The following is an 18,544-nucleotide window of genomic DNA, read 5'->3' on the forward strand; positions in this document are numbered from 1 at the left end:
TAGTATCTGGAGGAGGCACAGGTGGACATATATATCCTGCCATTGCAATGTGCCAAAAAATTAGAAAAAGAAATAAATGATATAGAAATTTTATATGTTGGAATAAAAGGAAAGCCAGAAGAAAGAATAGTAAAAAAATATGGCTATAAATTTAGACCAATTGAAGCTATGGGTCTTCCTAGAAAAATTTCCAAAAGACTTTTTAAATCATTAATAACAAATTTTAAAGGATTTAAAGAGGCTAAAAAAATAATAAAAGAATTCAAACCTGATCTTGTAATTGGAACTGGTGGCTATGTTTGTGCACCAATACTTTATCAAGCAAGCAAGAAAAATATCAAAACTCTTATTCACGAGTCAAATTCATTCCCAGGAATTACCACAAGATTTCTATCCAATAAAGTTGACTTAGTATGCATTTCTTTTGAAGAAGCGAAAAAACACATAAAAAATCAAAAAAATATCCATATAACAGGTAATCCTGTAAGAGGAAATTTTAATACTAATTATACAAAAGAAGATTTAGAAAAATTAGGCATAAAAAAAGATAGGCCGGTAGTTTTTCTTTTGGAGGATCAAACGGGTCAAAAGCCTTAAACAAGGCCGTGCAAGAAATGAGTAACTTGATGGATGGTAAATTTTATCTCCTCCACCAAACAGGACCTATTTTTTATGATGATTTTCTAAAAAATACAAAAGAAAATGAATTTATTAAAGTATTTTCATACATAGATAATATAAATCTTTTTTATGGGGTAAGTGATCTTGTAATTGCCTCATCAGGAGCCATGAGCCTAAGTGAGATTTCAAGCCTAGAAAAAGCCTCAATACTAATTCCCAAAGCTTATACAACAGAAAATCACCAAGAATATAATGCAAGAACCTATCTTGAAAAAGGTGCAAGTTCTATGATTCTTGAAAAAGATTTAACAGGTGAAGTCTTATATAAAAACATAGTTGATATAATTGATGATAAAGAAAACTAAAAAAGATGGGCCAAATGGCAAAATCTTTACAAAATCCAGATGCTGCTGATGAAATATATAAATTAATAAAAAATTTAATGGAAAATTAAAATGAGTAATAAAAACAGAAAAAGAAGAAAAATAAAAAGAAAAGAAAAATTATTTACTCCGTTTTTATTATATTTTTAGTAATTCTTAGCCTTGGAATTTTAATATACAATTTTTTCAACCATGAATACTTTAAAATATCTCAAGTATTTATAGAAGGAAATAAAGTTTTATCAGATGATCAAATACTGAAAAAATTAAATAATCCAGTAGGCAAAAATATTGCCCTATATGACGAAAAAGAAAGTATAGAAAAATTAAAAAAGGATCAAATAATTAAAAAAATCTCTATAGATAAAGAAATGCCAGATAAAATTGTGGTTAAAGTCAAAGAAGAATATCCATATATGTACACGACATATAAAAAAGATAAGTATATTATTACCAATAATGGAAAAGTTTTAGATAGGACAATAAAATTAAATAATAAAAGTCTAATAAAAATAAAACTTCCAAAAAAGAAACCACAGATAGGTAAAAAATTTACTGATGATAAAAATATTTTGGAATTTATATCTTTATTGCAAAAGCTAAAATATAGTAAGGACATAAAAGAAATAGACTTGGAAAACTATAATGATATTGGTATAATAATAAAAGATATTCAGATTAATTTCGGAGATTTAAAAAATTATAAGTATAAATTGAAATTACTTGATTCGGTTTTAAAAGATATAGATAATAAAAAACTAAAAGCATATTCTATTAGTCTTGATAAAGGAAAGAATCCAGTAGTGGAAGTTGAAGAAAAAAGTCTTGACGAAAAAGATGAAGATAATTAAAAAATATTATTCTTAATGAAACGGGGGAGGAAGATGGCAAATATCAATATGGAAGTAGAAAATAACGCCTTAGCCAAAATAAAAGTTATTGGAGTAGGTGGAGGTGGAAATAATGCAATAAGTAGAATGAGAGAGGGTGGCCTTTCTGGTGTAGAATTTATTGCATTAAATACAGACCTACAAACTTTAAATGAAGCAAATGCCGATATAAAATTACAAATTGGTGCAAAGCTTACAAGAGGACTTGGAGCAGGAGCTAATCCTGAAATTGGTGAAAAAGCTGCTGAAGAAAGTGAATCAGAAATTGATGAATCACTAAAGGGAGCAGACATGGTATTTATAACTGCCGGAATGGGTGGTGGAACTGGTACTGGAGCAGCCCCTGTTGTAGCTAGAAAAGCAAAAGAACAAGGAATACTTACAGTAGGCGTTGTAACTCGTCCTTTCACTTTTGAAGGAAGAAAAAGACAAACATCTGCAGAAGGTGGAATTGAAGCTTTAAAAGAAAGCGTTGATACATTAATTACAATACCAAATGATAGACTATTACAAATAGTTGAAAAAAGAACATCAATGGTAGAGGCCTTCAAAATGGCAGACCAAGTACTTATGGATGCTGTAAGTGGTATTTCAGAACTTATAGCTATACCAAATGTAATTAACCTTGACTTTGCTGATGTTAAATCAATAATGTCAGATCAAGGAATAGCTCACATGGGAATTGGTAGAGCAAGTGGTGAAAATAGAGCAGTTGATGCAGCAAAAGCAGCTGTTAACTCTCCACTTCTTGAAACATCTATTGAAGGTGCTAATGCTGTATTATTAAATGTAACAGCAGCAGAAGTTGGTCTAATGGAAGCAAATGAAGCAGCAGAATTAATCAGAGATCACATCGATTCAGATGCAAATATCATTTTTGGTGTAGGTAGCGATGAATCACTAGGCGATGATATTAAGATTACTGTAATTGCTACAGGATTTGACCAAGATAGTCAAAAAAGAAGAGAAACAATTGAGACTAGAAGATCAAGTCAAAGTACAGGACAAAGACCTGCACAAAGAAGTCAAAAATCTTCAAATCCATTTGATGATATAGATTTACCAGATTTCTTAAAATAAAATGAAATGTCCATATTGCGACTCAAATGACACAAAAGTCATAGACTCTAGAGCCACAGAAGATAATCACGCTATTAGAAGAAGAAGACTTTGCCAGACTTGCAATAAGAGATTTTCAACTTACGAAAGATATGAAGATCAAACTCTAATGGTTGTAAAAAAAGATAACACAAGAGAATCTTTTGATAGGGCAAAACTTATCAGTGGAATAGTAAAATCGTGTGAAAAAAGACCAGTAAGTATGGATCAAATAGAAAAAATTGCAAATGAGATAGAAATTTCTATTAATCATATTGGTAAAAAAGAAATACCATCATCAAGTATTGGTAAATTTGTCATGGACCATCTAAAAAAATTAGATCCTGTTGCTTATGTTAGATTTGCATCAGTATATAGAGAATTTAAAGATGTTGAGTCTTTTTATAAAGAAATTAAAAATTTAGAAAATGATTAGATAATTTAGGGCTTTTGCAAACATGAATTAAGTCTAACTTTAAGATAAGTCAAATAAAAATTTAAATAATTTTTGTTTAGATTTTAAAGATTAACTTATTCGTTATGCAATGGTCCTTTTTTTGAAAGAAGTTTAAAATGGATTTATTCGAACTTAATAGACAAAGACAATTAGAAAAATCAGCTCCCTTGGCAGATAGGATGAGACCTGACAATATCGAAGATTTTTTGGGCCAAGACCATTTGTTGGGAGAGGGTAAAATTATTAGAAGGATGATAAAATCAGATAGAATTTATTCATCTATTTTTTATGGCCCGCCTGGAGTTGGGAAAACTACCCTTGCAAAAATTATTTCAAAATCTACAAATATGGCTTTTGAAAAAGTTTCTGCCGTAGCTAGTGGAATAAGTGATCTAAAGAAAAAAATTGAAATAGCAAAAGATAATCTTAAATATGAAAATAAAAAAACTATATTATTTATTGATGAGATTCACAGGTTTAATAAGAGTCAACAAGATTATCTCCTTCCTTTTGTTGAAGATTCTACTATTATTTTGATAGGGGCTACAACAGAAAATCCATATTTTGAGGTAAATAAGGCTCTAATTTCAAGAATGTATGTTTTTGAATTAAAAGCTCACACTAATGATGACTTGCATAAGTTAATTGGTATGGCCTTGACCAAGGATAAAGTTTTACAAAATAAAAATATAAAAATTGATAAGGATGCAAGAAATACCTTAGTAAAATTTTCGAATGGAGATTGTAGGGCCTTATTAAATGCATTAGAAATTGCTATATTTTCACAAGAGGATAAAGAAGGTATAATAGAAGTTGATCGACAAAGTATACTTAATTCTATACAAAAAAAGATTTCTATCTATGATAGAAATGGGGATAGACATTATGATACTATATCTGCCTTTATAAAATCTATGAGAGGCTCTGATCCTGATGCTGCAATTTTCTATTTAGCAAAAATGTTAAATAGCGGGGAGGATATAAAATTTATAGCAAGAAGGATGATTATTTTTGCATCAGAGGATATTTCCCTTGCAGATCCTTATGCTTTAAGCCTTGCCACTAATACCTTTACAGCAATAAATACTGTTGGCATGCCGGAAGCTAGAATTATTTTAGCCGAAACTTGTATTTATCTATCTTTGGCAAAGAAAAATAATTCTACTTATCTTGCCATAAATAAGGCTATGGATTTTGTAAAAAATGAAAAAGATCTGGAAGTTCCTAATAAACTAAAAGACACACATTATAAGGGGAGTAAAAATCTTGTGAAAGATACTTATTTATACCCACATGATTATAATGGTTATGTAAAACAAGATTACCTTCCAGATGGATTTATAAATGAAAAATTTTATAAATCAAAAGATATAGGTTATGAAAAAATACTTAGTAAAAATTTAGAAAAAATAAAGAGAGGAAATGAGGATGAAATTATCAGAGATTAAAAAAGATGTTGAAAAATACATTGACCAAGAAATTACAGCCCAAGGCTGGATAAGACAAGCAAGATTTACAAAAAATGTTGGTTTTATCGAATTAAATGATGGAACAATTTTTAAAAATTTACAAGTTGTTATAGGAAAAGACTTAGAAAACTTTGAAAGCATACAAAAAGAACACTTGTCAGCTTCTTTAAAGGTTATTGGTAAGCTTGTCAAAACTAATAATGCAAAGCAAGCCTATGAGCTTCAAGCAAATAAAGTAGAAGTTTTGGGTCATAGTGATGAGAATTTTCCAATCCAAAAACAAAGACAATCTCTTGAATATATGAGAACTATTCCTCATTTAAGAGTTAGAACTAATACTTATAGGGCTGTTTTTAGATTAAGATCAAAACTTGCCTATGCCCTTCATAAATTCTTCCAAGAAAGAGAATTTATTTACTTAAATGCGCCTTTAATTACTGCTTCAGATACTGAAGGTGCTGGGGAAATGTTCCAAGTTACAACTCAAAACTTAGAAAAACCAAATCTTGATAAGGATGGTAAGGTTAATTATTCAAAAGATTTCTTTGGAAAAAAATCATATCTAACTGTATCAGGACAACTTGAAGCTGAAGATTATGCTCTTGCTCTTTCAAATATCTATACTTTTGGTCCAACATTTAGGGCTGAAGAATCAAATACACCAAGACATGCTGCAGAATTTTGGATGCTTGAACCTGAACTTGCCTTTGCAGATTATAATGTATGTATGGATGTGGCTGAAGAAATGATGAAATATATGATTGAATATGTTTTAGAAAATTGTAAGGATGAGATTGAATTTTTCAATGAAAGAATAGATGATACTTTGATCGAAAGACTTACAAAGGTTAAAAATGCTAAATTTGCAAGAATTACCTATACAGATGCAATTGAAAAATTAAAAAATGCTGATGTTGATTTTGAATATCCAGTAGAATGGGGAATTGACCTTCAAACTGAACATGAAAGATATTTATCAGAAAAAATAGTTGATGGTCCTGTTTTTGTAACAGATTATCCAAAAGATATTAAGGCGTTTTATATGAGAAGAAATAATGACGGAAAAACTGTAGCTGCCTTTGATATGCTTGTTCCTGCAGTAGGTGAGCTTATAGGTGGAAGTCAAAGGGAAGAAAGATATGACGAGCTTGTAAAATCTATGGAAGATAATGGATTGAAAATTGATGAATATCAAAATTACCTAGATTTAAGAAAATATGGAACAGTTGTTCATTCAGGATATGGACTTGGCTTTGAAAGGGCTGTAATGTATCTTACAGGAATGAAAAATATCCGTGACGTTATACCTTACCCAAGAACAGTTAATTCTTTTGCATCAAAAAATTAAGGAGAAAATATGAGGGAATATAATCCAAATGCCATTGAAAAAAAATGGCAAAAAATATGGGATGAAGAAGAAACCTTTAAATCAGAACTTGACACAGATAAGAAAAAATTCTATCCTTTGGTAGAATTTCCTTACCCATCTGGTCAAGGTCTTCATGTAGGTCACCCAAGACCATATACAGCTTTAGATATAGTAGCTAGGAAAAGAAGACTTGAAGGAGAAAATGTAATTTATCCAATGGGATGGGATGCTTTTGGCCTTCCAACAGAAAATTATGCTATAAAAAATCATATTCACCCAGCTATAGTAACAAGAGATAATATTAAAAATTTCAAGGCTCAAATGAAGTCAATAGGATTTTCTTTTGATTGGTCCAAAGAAGTAAACACTACAGATCCAAATTATTACAAATGGACTCAATGGATTTTCATTCAATTATATAAACATGGCCTTGCCTATAAAAAAGAAATGCCAGTAAACTGGTGCCCATCATGTAAGGTTGGTCTTGCAAATGAAGAAGTTGTTGATGGAAAATGTGAAAGATGTGGGTCAGAAGTAACTCACAAGGTTAAAAATCAATGGATGTTAAAGATTACAGAATATGCTGATAGGCTTATTGATGATTTAGATGAAGTTGATTATGAAGAAAAAATAAAAATTCAACAAAAAAATTGGATTGGTAGAAGTCACGGTGCAGAAATTAATTTTTCTTTAAAAGACAAAGATTATAAATTAAATGTCTACACAACAAGACCTGATACAATTTTTGGGGCAACTTATATGGTAATTGCACCAGAACATCCAATGCTTGAAGAATTTAAAGATGAGATTAAAAATTTAGATGAGGTTAAAGAATACCAAGATTTTGCTAAGAAAAAATCTGACTTTGAAAGAAGTGAGCTTATAAAGGAAAAAACCGGTATAAAATTAGATGGAATTTCTGCTATAAATCCAGTTAATGGAAAAGAAATTCCAATTTGGATTTCTGATTATGTTTTAATTTCTTATGGAACAGGAGCTATTATGGCAGTTCCTGCTCATGATGAAAGAGATTTTGAATTTGCACAAAAATTTGAAATGCCAATTATTCCTGTAATTGATACAGGTGATGAAGCTTTACCAACAACTTCAATTGATAAGGGACTTTTGATAAATTCAGATTTCCTAAATGGACTTACTGTATCAGATGCTAAAAAGAAAATAATTGAATATGTTGAAGAAAAAAATCTTGGTTCAGCTAAGGTAAATTATAAGTTAAGAGATTGGGTATTTTCTAGACAAAGATATTGGGGTGAACCAATTCCAATGATTTATTGTGAAGAACATGGATGGATTGCTGAAAAGGAAGAAAATTTACCAATAAAATTACCTGATGTTGATTCTTATGAAGTTACTGATGATGGGGAAAGTCCACTTTCAAAAATAGATGAATTTGTAAATACTGCTTGTCCAATTTGTGGAAAGCCTGCAAAAAGAGAAACTGACACCATGCCACAATGGGCAGGATCTTCTTGGTATTATTTAAGATATATTGATCCAAATAATAATGAAGACCTAGCAAGTAAAGAAAAATTAGATTATTACACACCTGTTGATTGGTACAATGGTGGAATGGAGCATACTACTCTTCACTTACTTTATTCAAGATTTTGGCATAAATTTTTGTATGATTTAGGAAAAGTTCCTACAAAAGAACCATACAAGAAAAGAACTTCTCACGGAATGATTTTGGGAGAAGACCACCAAAAAATGTCAAAATCTAGAGGAAATGTTGTAAATCCGGATGATATTGTAAGAGATTATGGGGCAGATACCCTTAGAGCTTATGAAATGTTTATTGGTGATTTTAGGTCAACAGCTCCTTGGTCAGACGAAGGTGTTAAGGGTTGTAGAAAATATTTGGAAAGAGTATTTAATCTTTATGACTTAGTAGAAGATGGTGATGAATACACAAATGAACTTGAAATTTTAATTAACCAAACTATCAAAAAAGTAAGTGAGGATTATGAATCTTTAAAATACAATACAGCAATAGCTGCTCTAATGAGTTTATTAAATGAGATGAGAAATATTGGAAAAATCACTAAAAAAGATTATAAAACTTATCTAATCTTATTAAATCCAGTTGCTCCTCACTTAACTGAAGAATTGTGGGAAGAAATTGGCTTTGAGGGTCAATTAAACCAAGCATCATGGCCTGAATACGATGAAAGTAAACTTGAATTTGATTCCATAGAACTTCCTGTTCAAGTAAATGGAAAAGTCAGGGCTACTATAAAAATTTCAAAAGATGCTGATCAAGAAGATGCAGTAACAAGTGCAGAAAATGATCAAAATATTCAAAAATATATAGACGGTAAAAATATATTCAAGGTAATCTATGTACCAGGAAAAATATTAAACTTACTTGTAAAATAAAAATAAGGCTCTTGCAAATGCAAGGGCCTTTTAAATATATGTCGATTTTTGGATTGTTGAAATTATCTTTCTAAGCTTATCCGATGTATCAATTTCAGAAAAAGAAATCTTTTTAATTTCACTAATCACTTTTATATTATTTTTTGTAAAATTTTTATAGTCAGCTCCTGTAATAAAATCAATTAGAAGAGTTTCATCTATTTTTTCAACTGAAAAAACAAAAATACCTTGTAAATACTTTGTATTATTATGGTAGACTCCAGAATTAAAGTCTTTATCAAAACCTTTTATTTCAACAAAATCTCTATCTTTATTAATTTTTAATCCTAAATCTATCAATTTATTAAATAAGCTTAAAAAATCATCTATTGAAAAATCTTCATGAAAATTTGAAACCTTAATTTGAGAATAATTGTCCTTTATTTTTAAAGTAAGGTCCTTCTTGTTATAATATTTTAAAAATAAAGATTTAAAAATAAAAAAAGCTGTGTTATAATCCATATTTTTAAGTCTTATATCCTTATCAAAACTTAGCTTAACAGAAGATGATTTTATTTTATTATTAACTGTATGTATCAAATTTCCATTAATAAATCTTATATGGCTAACTTCATTTCCTGAAATTCTTGGATTTTCATCCAAAAGATATGGAGAAGTTGGCATAAAAATACTCCTATCCAAAATTATCTTTGTATTTTTTCCTTCATTTTTTGTCTTAATAATTTTGGAATCAATTTTATTTAATTGTGGATGACTAATGTATAACAAATCATTCATAAAATTACCTCTAATTTATTATATCATATGTTATAATAAATTCAGGAGAATCTTATGAGAAAAAATTTGTTTTTTTTACTTATTTCTTTGTTGGCAGGGGTTAGAATTTTTACTTTGTATGAGGCTTATAATTTTTATTATTTAATTATAGGCTTATTTGCATGTGCAGTTTTTCTTTTTATTAGAAAATCTTTCCTTTCTTATCTTTGTTTAGGTTTTTCTTTGGGACTTTTTCTTGGAGTTTTTTCTTTTTCTTCTTATAAACTTGATAAGTATGATGATTTGGATTTAAACCTTACTGTAGTTGACAAGGCTAAAAGTGAAGATTTTTATACATATTATGTAAAAGCCTCAAATAGAAAGGAAGATATTAATGAAAAATCTTCTTTTATAAGCCAGAAAAATTTTCAAATAGGACAAAGATTAAGGGCAAATTGTAAAATTTCATGGCATAAGACCAATACCAACCCTTACTTATTTTCTTATAGGAAATTTTTACTTTCTAAAAAGATTAAGTCAAAACTTGATATAAAATCTTATAAAAATTTAGGCTATTCATCTTCTGTTTTTTTGAAAATGAAGAGGTCTTTTAGAATATATATTGAGAAAATTTTTGGGGAAAATTTATCAAAAAAATCTTTTTTGTTTATAAAATCTGTTATTTTATCTGAAAGATTTGATGATAGGGAAGTTTTGAATAAGTTAGGTCTTTCACATATTTTGGCAATTTCTGGACTCCATATAGACTTAATCCTTACTTTATTGTTATTTTTGCTTATAAAATCTGGGGTTTCTTATAAGTATGCCTATCCAATTTCTTTAGGATTTTGTTTATTTTATGGATATTTAATTTCTTTTCCCTTTTCGGTAATAAGGGTACTTTTAATGTATTCTTTTTCTTACTTGGCATTTTTGTTAAAAAAAGGAAGGGATATGTATAAAAATCTTATAGTTTCAATGCTATTGATTTTATTTTTTAATCCCTTTGCTATTTTTAACTCTGGGTTTTTCCTATCTTTTTTGGCAGGATTTGCAATTTATGTAATTTATCCAAGTCTTGTTAGAGGAAAAAAATATTCATACATAAAGAAAAGTCTAATTTTTACCTTGACTTTACAAGTTACTTTAGCCTTTCATATAATTTATTACTATGGATTTTTCAATTTGCTAAGTTTTTTTGCAAATTTTTTGGTTATTCCTATTTTTACTATATCTATGTATATAATTTTTGGAATAATTATCTTATATCCATTTTTAGGAGGACTTTTGGGAATATTTTTCTATATTTTAGATTTTTTAATAGGGTCTATTTTAAATATAGTTAGCTTTTTGAATTCATTTTCAATTTTTAGCCTTGAATTTCCAAAAGAATCCATTTTAATTTGTTTTTATTACCTAATACTTTTATTTATTATGGTTAAATTTACCAATAAAAAAATAAGGGCAAAAAATTTCTTAATCTTATCAATTTTTATTGTGATTTTTTCTATAATAATTAAAGATAAGAATATGCCAATTTCTTTTCAAATGGTCGATATTGGCCAAGGGGATTTTTTTATTTTAGAAGATGGTAAGGATGTATATTTATTTGATTGCGGGGAAGTTTCTTTTAAAAATTATTCTTCAAGTGAAAAAATTGCCATACCTTTGTTAAAGGCAAAGGGAGTTAAAAAAATAAAGGCTGTTTTTGTATCTCATGAGGACAAAGACCATATGGGAAGTATAGAAAAGCTTAAAAATAATTTTGAACTTGGCCCTATTATTTCAAATAAGTATAATAGAAACTTAGGAAAAATTCACTCTTTTAAAGAAATGAAAGAGGGAGATGTGTATGAGGGGAAAAATTTTAAAGTAAGGTGTTTGAAAAATTTTGATGGAAGGGAAAATGACAATTCCATGCCACTTTTAATTGAGATTAATAATTTTAAGATTTTAACTATGGGAGATTTGCCAAGTGATAAGGAAGAAATTCTTGCTAGAGATATAGATATTTTGAAAGTTTCCCACCATGGATCAAGATTTTCGACATCAAAAAAATTTGTAAAAATTACAAGTCCAAGACTTGCCCTAATTTCTGCAGGAAGAAAAAATACCTATGGCCATCCCTCAAAGGAAGTTTTAGAAAATTTAAAAAATATAGAAATTTGTATTAGTCAAAGGGATGGATATTGCCAAATTGATTTTTACAAAAATTCATTTAAGGTAAAAAATATGTAAAAGGAGGATTTTTTAGATGAATTATAAGGAATTTATGACTGATTTATTTAAAAAAAATACAAGTGGAATTTATCTAATTGATTCTAAAGAAGAATATTTGAAAGAGACAATAATAGACCAAGCCAAGGATTTGATATCCTTTCCGGACTTTAATTATACTGAAATAAAGGGGAAAAAGAGCCTAGAAGAGATTAAAACTGCCATGGATACCTATCCTATAATGGAAGATAAAAAGGTTCTTATTTGGAGAAATATTGACTTATCAAAAAATTCTATAAAAGAATATGATGACATATGTAAGCTTTTGATTGATGATGCTAAAAATATTCCGGAATTTTTAACCCTTATAGTAATTGCTGAAGATAATGTCTTTAAGGGGAAATTTTATAAAACTATAAAAGAATATGGAAATATAGTTGAAATTGATAGGTTAAATAATAATGAATTGGTATCTTTTATTGGTAAAAGATTTGTAAAAAATAAAAAGAAAATTAAAAAATCCTATATAAATGAAATTATAGATAGGTTTTCTTATCTAAACAAGAATTCTCAAATAGACCTTTATGAGGTAATCAATACTGTTGATAAGATTATTGCAAATTCTGATAAAAGTGAGGTTTCTATTGAAGATGTCCACGATCAACTAGATAAAATATTAGACTTAAACATTTTTAACCTAACAGACGCCTTGTCGGTTAGGGATAGTAAATCTGCAATGAATACATATTTATATATGGCAAAGGATATGGATGAAATTTTTAAAATTTTTCACATGATAGTAAGACATATAAGAAATTTGATTGGTATAAAAGTATTAACAAAGGCTTCATATAATGATGCCTTTATTCAAAAATCTTTAGGAATATCTAGCTTTGAGCTAAGAAAAGATAAGGGATTTATAAGAAATTTTAGTCTTGATGACTTATTTAATATACAAGAATTTTTATATAAGTGTGATCTAAAACAAAAAAGTCAAGATTTTGATATGAACTTAAACATGCTAATCTTGATTGAAAAATTTTCTAAATAAAAAAATCGACTCATTCTAATCTTGGCGACTTGTCTAAATCGCAAGTTTTGAATGAACCGATTAAAAATTAAGCATTTAATGAATTTAATTTTTTAGCTAATCTTGATGATGTTCTACTAGCTTGATTTTTGTGAATTATGTTTTTAGCTGCTGCTTTTTTACTTTTTTATCAACAGTTTTGAAAAGTTCATTAGCTTTTTCGCTATCTTTATTTTCTATAGCTTGTTCAAATTTTTTAACATAAGTTTTTATTTCAGATTTTACTGATTTATTTCTAGCAGTTTGTTTTCTTGTTACATCAATTCTTTTTATTGCTGATTTAATGTTTGCCATTTTTTTCACCCCCAATTTATATCGACTGATTTATTTTACCATAAAAATTACATTATTACAAATCTTTATCTTTTTTTAAAATCAAAATATTTGGAACTTTTGCCATATTCGTTTATAATTAAAAAATGAGAGAGGTGTAATATGACAGAAAAATCTAATGATTTAGAATTTCTTGATTGGATAAAAACAATTTTATTAGCCTTAGTTATTGCTTTTTTTATAAAAATATTTGTGATGGATGCAACTAAGGTAGAAGGAAATTCTATGCTAAATACTTTACATAGCGGCGATATGCTATTTGTTGATAAGGTTTCAAAACATTTTAAAGGATATGAAAGAGGAGATATAGTAATAATTGATGCTCCCGACCAAGCTGATACTTTGTATATAAAAAGAATAGTTGGTATGCCTGGAGACAATATAGAAATAAATAATGGCAATGTTTATGTAAATGGGGAAGTCTATGAAGAAAATTATATAAACAATGATGAAACTCTCACAACAAATGAAAATTCTTCATGGCAAGTAAAAGATGGAGAGTATTTTGTAATGGGAGATAATAGGTTGCCAAATGCTAGTAATGATTCTAGAAATTTTGGACCGATTTCTGATCAAAAAATCGTAGGACATGCATTTTTAAGATTTTTCCCAATATATAATATAGGATTTGTAGATAAGGAAAATAGATAATGAGTAAAAAAGAAAATATAAGAAATTTCTCAATAATTGCCCACATAGACCATGGTAAATCTACCCTTGCAGATAGGCTTATAGAAAAAACTCAGTCTGTTGCAAAGCGTGAAATAAATGATCAAATGTTAGATAGCATGGAACTTGAGCAAGAAAGAGGAATAACAATAAAATTAAAATCTGTAAAGTTAAAATACAAGGCTAATGACGGAAAAGTTTATGATTTAAACTTAATAGATACACCAGGCCATGTGGACTTTACTTATGAAGTTTCAAGATCCTTAAAGGCGTGCGAGGGAGCAATTTTAGTTGTTGATGCCTCCCAAGGAGTTGAGGCACAAACTTTGGCAAATACTTATCTTGCCCTTGAACAAGACTTGGAAATTTTGCCTGTTTTAAATAAGGTTGATTTGCCAAGTGCAAGAATTGACGAGACAAAAGAAGAAATTGAAAATCAAATTGGTTTGGATACAGAAAATATTCCACTAGTTTCTGCCAAAACCGGCCTTAACATTGATGATGTTTTGGAAGATATTATTGAAAATGTTCCAGCACCAGAAGATCATGATGATAAACCCCTAAAAGCCTTAATTTTTGATTCATATTATGATTCATATAGGGGAGTAATTTGCTATGTTAGAATTTTTGAAGGAAGCGTAAAAGCAGGAGATGAAATTTTGATGATGGCAAGTGGAAAATCTTACGAAGTAACAGGCGTTGGATATACCATGAAAAACAGGATTGAAACCAAGGATTTAAAAAGTGGTGATGTAGGATTTATTGAAGCAAGCATAAAAGATATAAGAAATGCTAGGGTTGGTGATACCATAACCTTAAAAAATAATCCTACTGATTCTGCCCTATCAGGCTATAAGGAAGTTTTACCAATGGTCTATTCTGGAATTTATCCTGCTGAGGGCGAATCATTTAATAAATTAAAAGATTCTTTGGAAAAGCTTCAAGTAAATGATGCATCTTTAGTTTTTGAACAAGAAAACTCCCAAGCCTTGGGCGTTGGACTAAGATGCGGATTTTTGGGTCTATTACACATGGATATTATTACTGAAAGGCTTGAAAGAGAATACGATCTTGACATAATAGCAACAGCTCCATCAGTAATTTATAGGGTAAAAACAAAAGGGCACGAAGAAAAAAGATTAGAAAATCCAAATGATTTTCCAGCCCCATCAGAAATAGATTATGTAAAAGAACCTATAACAATATCTGAAATTATGACTCCAAAGGATTATATAGGACCTGTAATGGAACTTGCCCAATCAAGACGTGGAGAGCTTATTGACATGTCCTATATTGATGAAAATAGGGTTTTAATTAAATATAAAATTCCTTTAAATGAAGTAATTTATAACTTTTTTGATTCTTTAAAATCAAGATCAAAAGGATATGCATCCCTTGATTATGAAGTTGTAGATTATGAAGAAAGTAATCTAATCAAACTTGATATAAAAATTAATGAAGACAGGGTTGATGCCTTATCAACAATTGTTCACAAAGATTTTGCCTATGCTAGGGGAAGATCAATAGTTGAAAAATTAAAAGACCAAATCCCAAGACAACAATTTGCAATTCCTATCCAAGCTACAATTGATTCAAAAGTTATAGCAAGAGAAACAGTAAGGGCTTTGAGAAAGGACGTTATTGCAAAATGTTACGGTGGAGATATATCAAGAAAGAAAAAACTTCTAGAAAAACAAAAAGAAGGAAAGAAGAGAATGAGACAACTAGGAAGCGTACAAATTCCACAAGATGCCTTCCTTGCTGTATTGAAATATGATGATGAATAAAGCTTTTATCTAGCTTCAAACTTAGAAAAACCTTCAAGCACGAATATCTGACTACAAAAATTTTTGATTTCTAAATCAAAAACTTCTAAAACCGTAAACTCGCTACGCTCAGACATACGGTTTTTTAACGAAGTTTTTAATTTGAAATCAAGTAAATTTTTTCCGTATGATATTCTTTGCATGAAGGTTTTCTACATTTAAAAAATGAAGTTAGTATAGCTTTTTTATTTTTGAAAAATTTAAGGAGAAAGTATGGAAAAAATTGGAATATATATTCACATACCTTTTTGTAAGAAAAAATGTTTTTATTGTGATTTTACAGCATTTCCAAATTTAGAATCTAGGATTGATTCATATTTTGAAAATTTAAAAAAAGAAATAATCTTATACCAAAAAAATATGGATGTTGAAGTCGATTCTATTTATATAGGTGGGGGAACTCCGACCTACGTAGATTTTAAATATATAGAAGAAATTATTGACCAACTTAAAATATTTGACCTTAGTCATGTAAAAGAATTCACAATTGAAGCAAACCCAAATTCTTTAAGCTTAGAAAAATTAAAGGCATATAAAAGTTTAGGTATAAATAGGATTTCTCTAGGTGTTCAATCCTTCGATGATGAAGTTTTAAAGAAAATTGGTAGAGACCATAACAAGGAAATTGTCCTAAAAGATATAGAAAATATTAGAAAAGCAGGTTTTGATAATCTTTCTTTGGATATGATATTAAATCTTCCTGGTGGAAATTTTGATTCTATAAAAAATGATTTGGAAATAATAAAAAAAATAAATCCCCAACACTTATCCTACTATTCCTTAATACTTGAAAAGGGCTCACATTTTTATAGCATTTACAAAAAAGATAAACTTAAACTTATGGATGATGATTTGGAAAGAGATATTTTTTCTTATATTGAAAATTATTTAAAAAATTTGGGATTAAATAGGTATGAAATTTCTAATTTTTCAAAAAAAGACTTTGAATCCTACCATAATAAAAAATATTGGTCAGAAGGAGGATACCTTGCCTTTGGTCTTGGGGCATCAGGATTTTTGTCAAATGTTAGATATAATAATGTGAAAAATTTTGTGAAATATGAAAATTTAATTAATGAAGGGAAATTTCCGGTAGAGTTTAGAGAATTTATCTCAAATGATGAAAGAGAAAAAGAATATATAATCTTTAAATTAAGAGAAGTTGAGGGAATTGATTTAAAGGAATTTGAAAATATTTTTGGCCATTCTCTCTTAGAAAAATATGGTAAAGTAATTGAAAAATTTTATAAAGAAGGATTTTTTGAAATTAATCAAAGCTTAAAATTTACACATAAGGGCTTTGATTTATCAAATGAATTTTATATTGAAATAATATAACTTGCAAAAAGAAAATTAGCTAGTATACTATAATTAGCAGTCAGATAATTGGAGTGCTAAATGAGGTGAAAATAATGAACGAGAGAAAAAAGATGATACTCTTTTCCATTATAAACTCATACGTTAATCTTGGAGAGCCTATTGGTTCTAAATCATTACTTAATGAATATTCATTAGATATTTCGTCTGCAACAATTAGAAATGAGATGAGCACTCTTGAAAAAATGGGACTTTTGGAAAAGGCCCACACATCTGGAGGAAGGTACCCATCAGATAAGGGTTACAGACTTTATGTAAATAATTTATTAGAAAATTCATTAAATATTAGAGAAGATGAAGATTTGGAAAGAATTCTTGATAAAAGATATGGTAATGTTTCAAAAATTGTGGAGACTGCAACACTACTTCTGGCAAAGATGACAAATCTTACAGCCGTTTCTTATACTATTAGAAATAATATAAGTAAGGTAATAAATTTAGAAATTTTAAAAATTGATCCTAACGTACTTTTATTTATTGTTGTTTATGATAATGCGAGCATTATAAGTGATAGAATCTATATGGTTGATGAAATTAATGATGATGAGCTAGCAAATATTTCTACAACATTAAAAGAAAGTATAGAAGGGGAGAGTTTAAAGGACATTTCTAAAATATTTGATAGACTTAAGAAAAATGGTTTTAAGAAATATGAGAATTTGTTAGATATTTTGGAGAAAAAAATAAATAATGATTCTTTAAGTGATTTGACAAAAGAAGTAATTATAAAGGGACTAGGCAATATCTTTAATTTCAAAGAATTTGAAGATCCGATAAAGGCTAAAGAGTTTATTAAGATATTCGATAGTAAGGAAAGAATCTGGGAATTGATCGAAAATTCGGACAGTGATTTAAAAATTACTATTGGTGATGAAAATGAGATAAATGAATTGAAAGATAACACAATTATAACTTCACATTTTAATTATGACAAAGACATTGTAGGACAAATTGGAATAATAGGGCTTACAAGAATTGATTATAAGGAAGTTATTTCTGACATCAAGCTAATATCAGATTTACTTAGCAAATAATAAGGTAGGTGTTAAAGGTGGACAATGAAAAAAAGCATGATGAAAATGTTGAAAATACAGAAAATATAGATGAAGAATTAGAAGAAATTGATGCTGAAATAGTTGATGAAGATGGTAATGTAGAAGAAGATTTATCAAATGATGATAATGAATACAAAGAAAAATACCAAAGACTACTAGCAGATTTTACTAATTTCAAAAAAAGAGAAGAAAAGGCGAGGAATGATTTTAAAAAGTTTGCTTCATCAAATTTAATCGAAGAACTATTACCAGTTTTAGATAATTTTGATAGGGCACTAAAAGATCAAGACAAAGAAGATTCTTTTGTTCAAGGAATAATAATGACAAGGGATTCTTTATGGAAAGTTTTGGAAAAAGAAGGACTTGAAGAAATTGAATCTGATGGTGTAGAATTTGATCCAAATTTCCACCACGCTTTTCAAACAGAAGAAAACGAAGATTTTAAATCAAATTATATTATAGAAACCTATCAAAAAGGATACAAACTAAATGATAGAGTAATTAGACCAAGCATGGTTAAAGTTGCAAAATAGGAGG

The 18,544-nt window shown here is 28.6% G+C and carries 16 protein-coding genes and 1 pseudogene; 15 read left to right on the top strand and 2 right to left on the bottom strand.

Annotation, left to right across the window (positions count from 1 at the left end; all coding sequences use genetic code 11):
* Nucleotides 1-27 precede the first annotated feature (27 nt).
* From ANHYDRO_RS10805 to leuS, 8 genes are all read left to right on the top strand, one after another.
* Entirely contained in the window at nucleotides 28-597 is a 570-nt protein-coding gene (locus ANHYDRO_RS10805; protein WP_262359363.1) for a UDP-N-acetylglucosamine--N-acetylmuramyl-(pentapeptide) pyrophosphoryl-undecaprenol N-acetylglucosamine transferase, read from the top strand.
* Nucleotides 598-614: 17 nt separating this feature from the next.
* Nucleotides 615-986 (top strand): UDP-N-acetylglucosamine--N-acetylmuramyl-(pentapeptide) pyrophosphoryl-undecaprenol N-acetylglucosamine transferase, encoded by a 372-nt coding sequence (locus tag ANHYDRO_RS10810; protein ID WP_244261663.1) that lies wholly within the window; start codon nucleotides 615-617, stop codon nucleotides 984-986.
* Between the two features lie 275 nt (nucleotides 987-1,261).
* Complete coding sequence (locus ANHYDRO_RS07210) at nucleotides 1,262-1,855, top strand: cell division protein FtsQ/DivIB (protein WP_244261668.1); 594 nt, start codon at nucleotides 1,262-1,264, stop codon at nucleotides 1,853-1,855.
* Between the two features lie 33 nt (nucleotides 1,856-1,888).
* Complete coding sequence (gene ftsZ, locus ANHYDRO_RS07215; protein ID WP_039914382.1) at nucleotides 1,889-2,974, top strand: cell division protein FtsZ; 1,086 nt, start codon at nucleotides 1,889-1,891, stop codon at nucleotides 2,972-2,974.
* A gap of 1 nt (nucleotide 2,975) precedes the next feature.
* Nucleotides 2,976-3,428, top strand: a complete 453-nt coding sequence (gene nrdR / locus ANHYDRO_RS07220; RefSeq protein WP_004815125.1) for a transcriptional regulator NrdR — start codon at nucleotides 2,976-2,978, stop codon at nucleotides 3,426-3,428.
* 137 nt (nucleotides 3,429-3,565) lie between these two features.
* Nucleotides 3,566-4,897, top strand: a complete 1,332-nt coding sequence (locus ANHYDRO_RS07225; protein ID WP_004815128.1) for a replication-associated recombination protein A — start codon at nucleotides 3,566-3,568, stop codon at nucleotides 4,895-4,897.
* Nucleotides 4,878-6,266 (top strand): asparagine--tRNA ligase, encoded by a 1,389-nt coding sequence (gene asnS, locus ANHYDRO_RS07230; RefSeq protein ID WP_004815129.1) that lies wholly within the window; start codon nucleotides 4,878-4,880, stop codon nucleotides 6,264-6,266. Before ANHYDRO_RS07225 ends, asnS begins: the two co-directional genes overlap by 20 nt.
* 9 nt (nucleotides 6,267-6,275) lie before the next feature.
* Entirely contained in the window at nucleotides 6,276-8,684 is a 2,409-nt protein-coding gene (gene leuS / locus ANHYDRO_RS07235; RefSeq protein ID WP_004815131.1) for a leucine--tRNA ligase, read from the top strand.
* Between the two features lie 30 nt (nucleotides 8,685-8,714).
* Here leuS and ANHYDRO_RS07240 read toward each other — a convergent pair whose 3' ends face one another.
* Nucleotides 8,715-9,461 (bottom strand): alanyl-tRNA editing protein, encoded by a 747-nt coding sequence (locus ANHYDRO_RS07240; protein ID WP_004815133.1) that lies wholly within the window; start codon nucleotides 9,459-9,461, stop codon nucleotides 8,715-8,717.
* Nucleotides 9,462-9,515: 54 nt separating this feature from the next.
* Between ANHYDRO_RS07240 and ANHYDRO_RS07245 the strand changes: the two genes are divergently transcribed.
* Both ANHYDRO_RS07245 and holA read left to right on the top strand, forming a co-directional pair.
* The gene (locus ANHYDRO_RS07245; RefSeq protein ID WP_004815135.1) at nucleotides 9,516-11,678 is read left to right on the top strand and encodes a DNA internalization-related competence protein ComEC/Rec2; all 2,163 of its coding nucleotides are present in this window, start codon (nucleotides 9,516-9,518) and stop codon (nucleotides 11,676-11,678) included.
* 16 nt (nucleotides 11,679-11,694) lie between these two features.
* Entirely contained in the window at nucleotides 11,695-12,708 is a 1,014-nt protein-coding gene (gene holA / locus ANHYDRO_RS07250; protein ID WP_004815137.1) for a DNA polymerase III subunit delta, read from the top strand.
* A 67-nt stretch (nucleotides 12,709-12,775) separates the two neighbouring features.
* Here holA and rpsT read toward each other — a convergent pair.
* Nucleotides 12,776-13,041, bottom strand: a pseudogene (rpsT, locus tag ANHYDRO_RS07255) (30S ribosomal protein S20).
* Between the two features lie 141 nt (nucleotides 13,042-13,182).
* Here rpsT and lepB point away from each other — a divergent pair.
* The 5 genes from lepB (at nucleotide 13,183) to grpE (ending at nucleotide 18,540) form a co-directional block, all read left to right on the top strand.
* Nucleotides 13,183-13,731 (top strand): signal peptidase I, encoded by a 549-nt coding sequence (lepB, locus tag ANHYDRO_RS07260; protein WP_004815139.1) that lies wholly within the window; start codon nucleotides 13,183-13,185, stop codon nucleotides 13,729-13,731.
* Entirely contained in the window at nucleotides 13,731-15,536 is a 1,806-nt protein-coding gene (gene lepA / locus ANHYDRO_RS07265) for a translation elongation factor 4 (protein ID WP_004815140.1), read from the top strand. The genes lepB and lepA overlap by 1 nt, the downstream gene beginning before the upstream one ends.
* Before the next feature lie 252 nt (nucleotides 15,537-15,788).
* Nucleotides 15,789-16,913 carry a radical SAM family heme chaperone HemW gene (gene hemW, locus ANHYDRO_RS07270; RefSeq protein ID WP_004815143.1) on the top strand — a complete coding sequence of 375 codons (1,125 nt, stop codon included), beginning with the start codon at nucleotides 15,789-15,791 and terminating at the stop codon, nucleotides 16,911-16,913.
* 74 nt (nucleotides 16,914-16,987) lie between these two features.
* Nucleotides 16,988-17,986 carry a heat-inducible transcriptional repressor HrcA gene (gene hrcA / locus ANHYDRO_RS07275; protein ID WP_004815144.1) on the top strand — a complete coding sequence of 333 codons (999 nt, stop codon included), beginning with the start codon at nucleotides 16,988-16,990 and terminating at the stop codon, nucleotides 17,984-17,986.
* A gap of 17 nt (nucleotides 17,987-18,003) precedes the next feature.
* Nucleotides 18,004-18,540, top strand: coding sequence for a nucleotide exchange factor GrpE (gene grpE / locus ANHYDRO_RS07280; protein WP_039914385.1), 537 nt, complete (start codon nucleotides 18,004-18,006; stop codon nucleotides 18,538-18,540).
* Nucleotides 18,541-18,544 lie beyond the last annotated feature (4 nt).

The organism is Anaerococcus hydrogenalis DSM 7454 (assembly GCF_000173355.1).
Taxonomy (GTDB): domain Bacteria; phylum Bacillota; class Clostridia; order Tissierellales; family Peptoniphilaceae; genus Anaerococcus; species Anaerococcus hydrogenalis.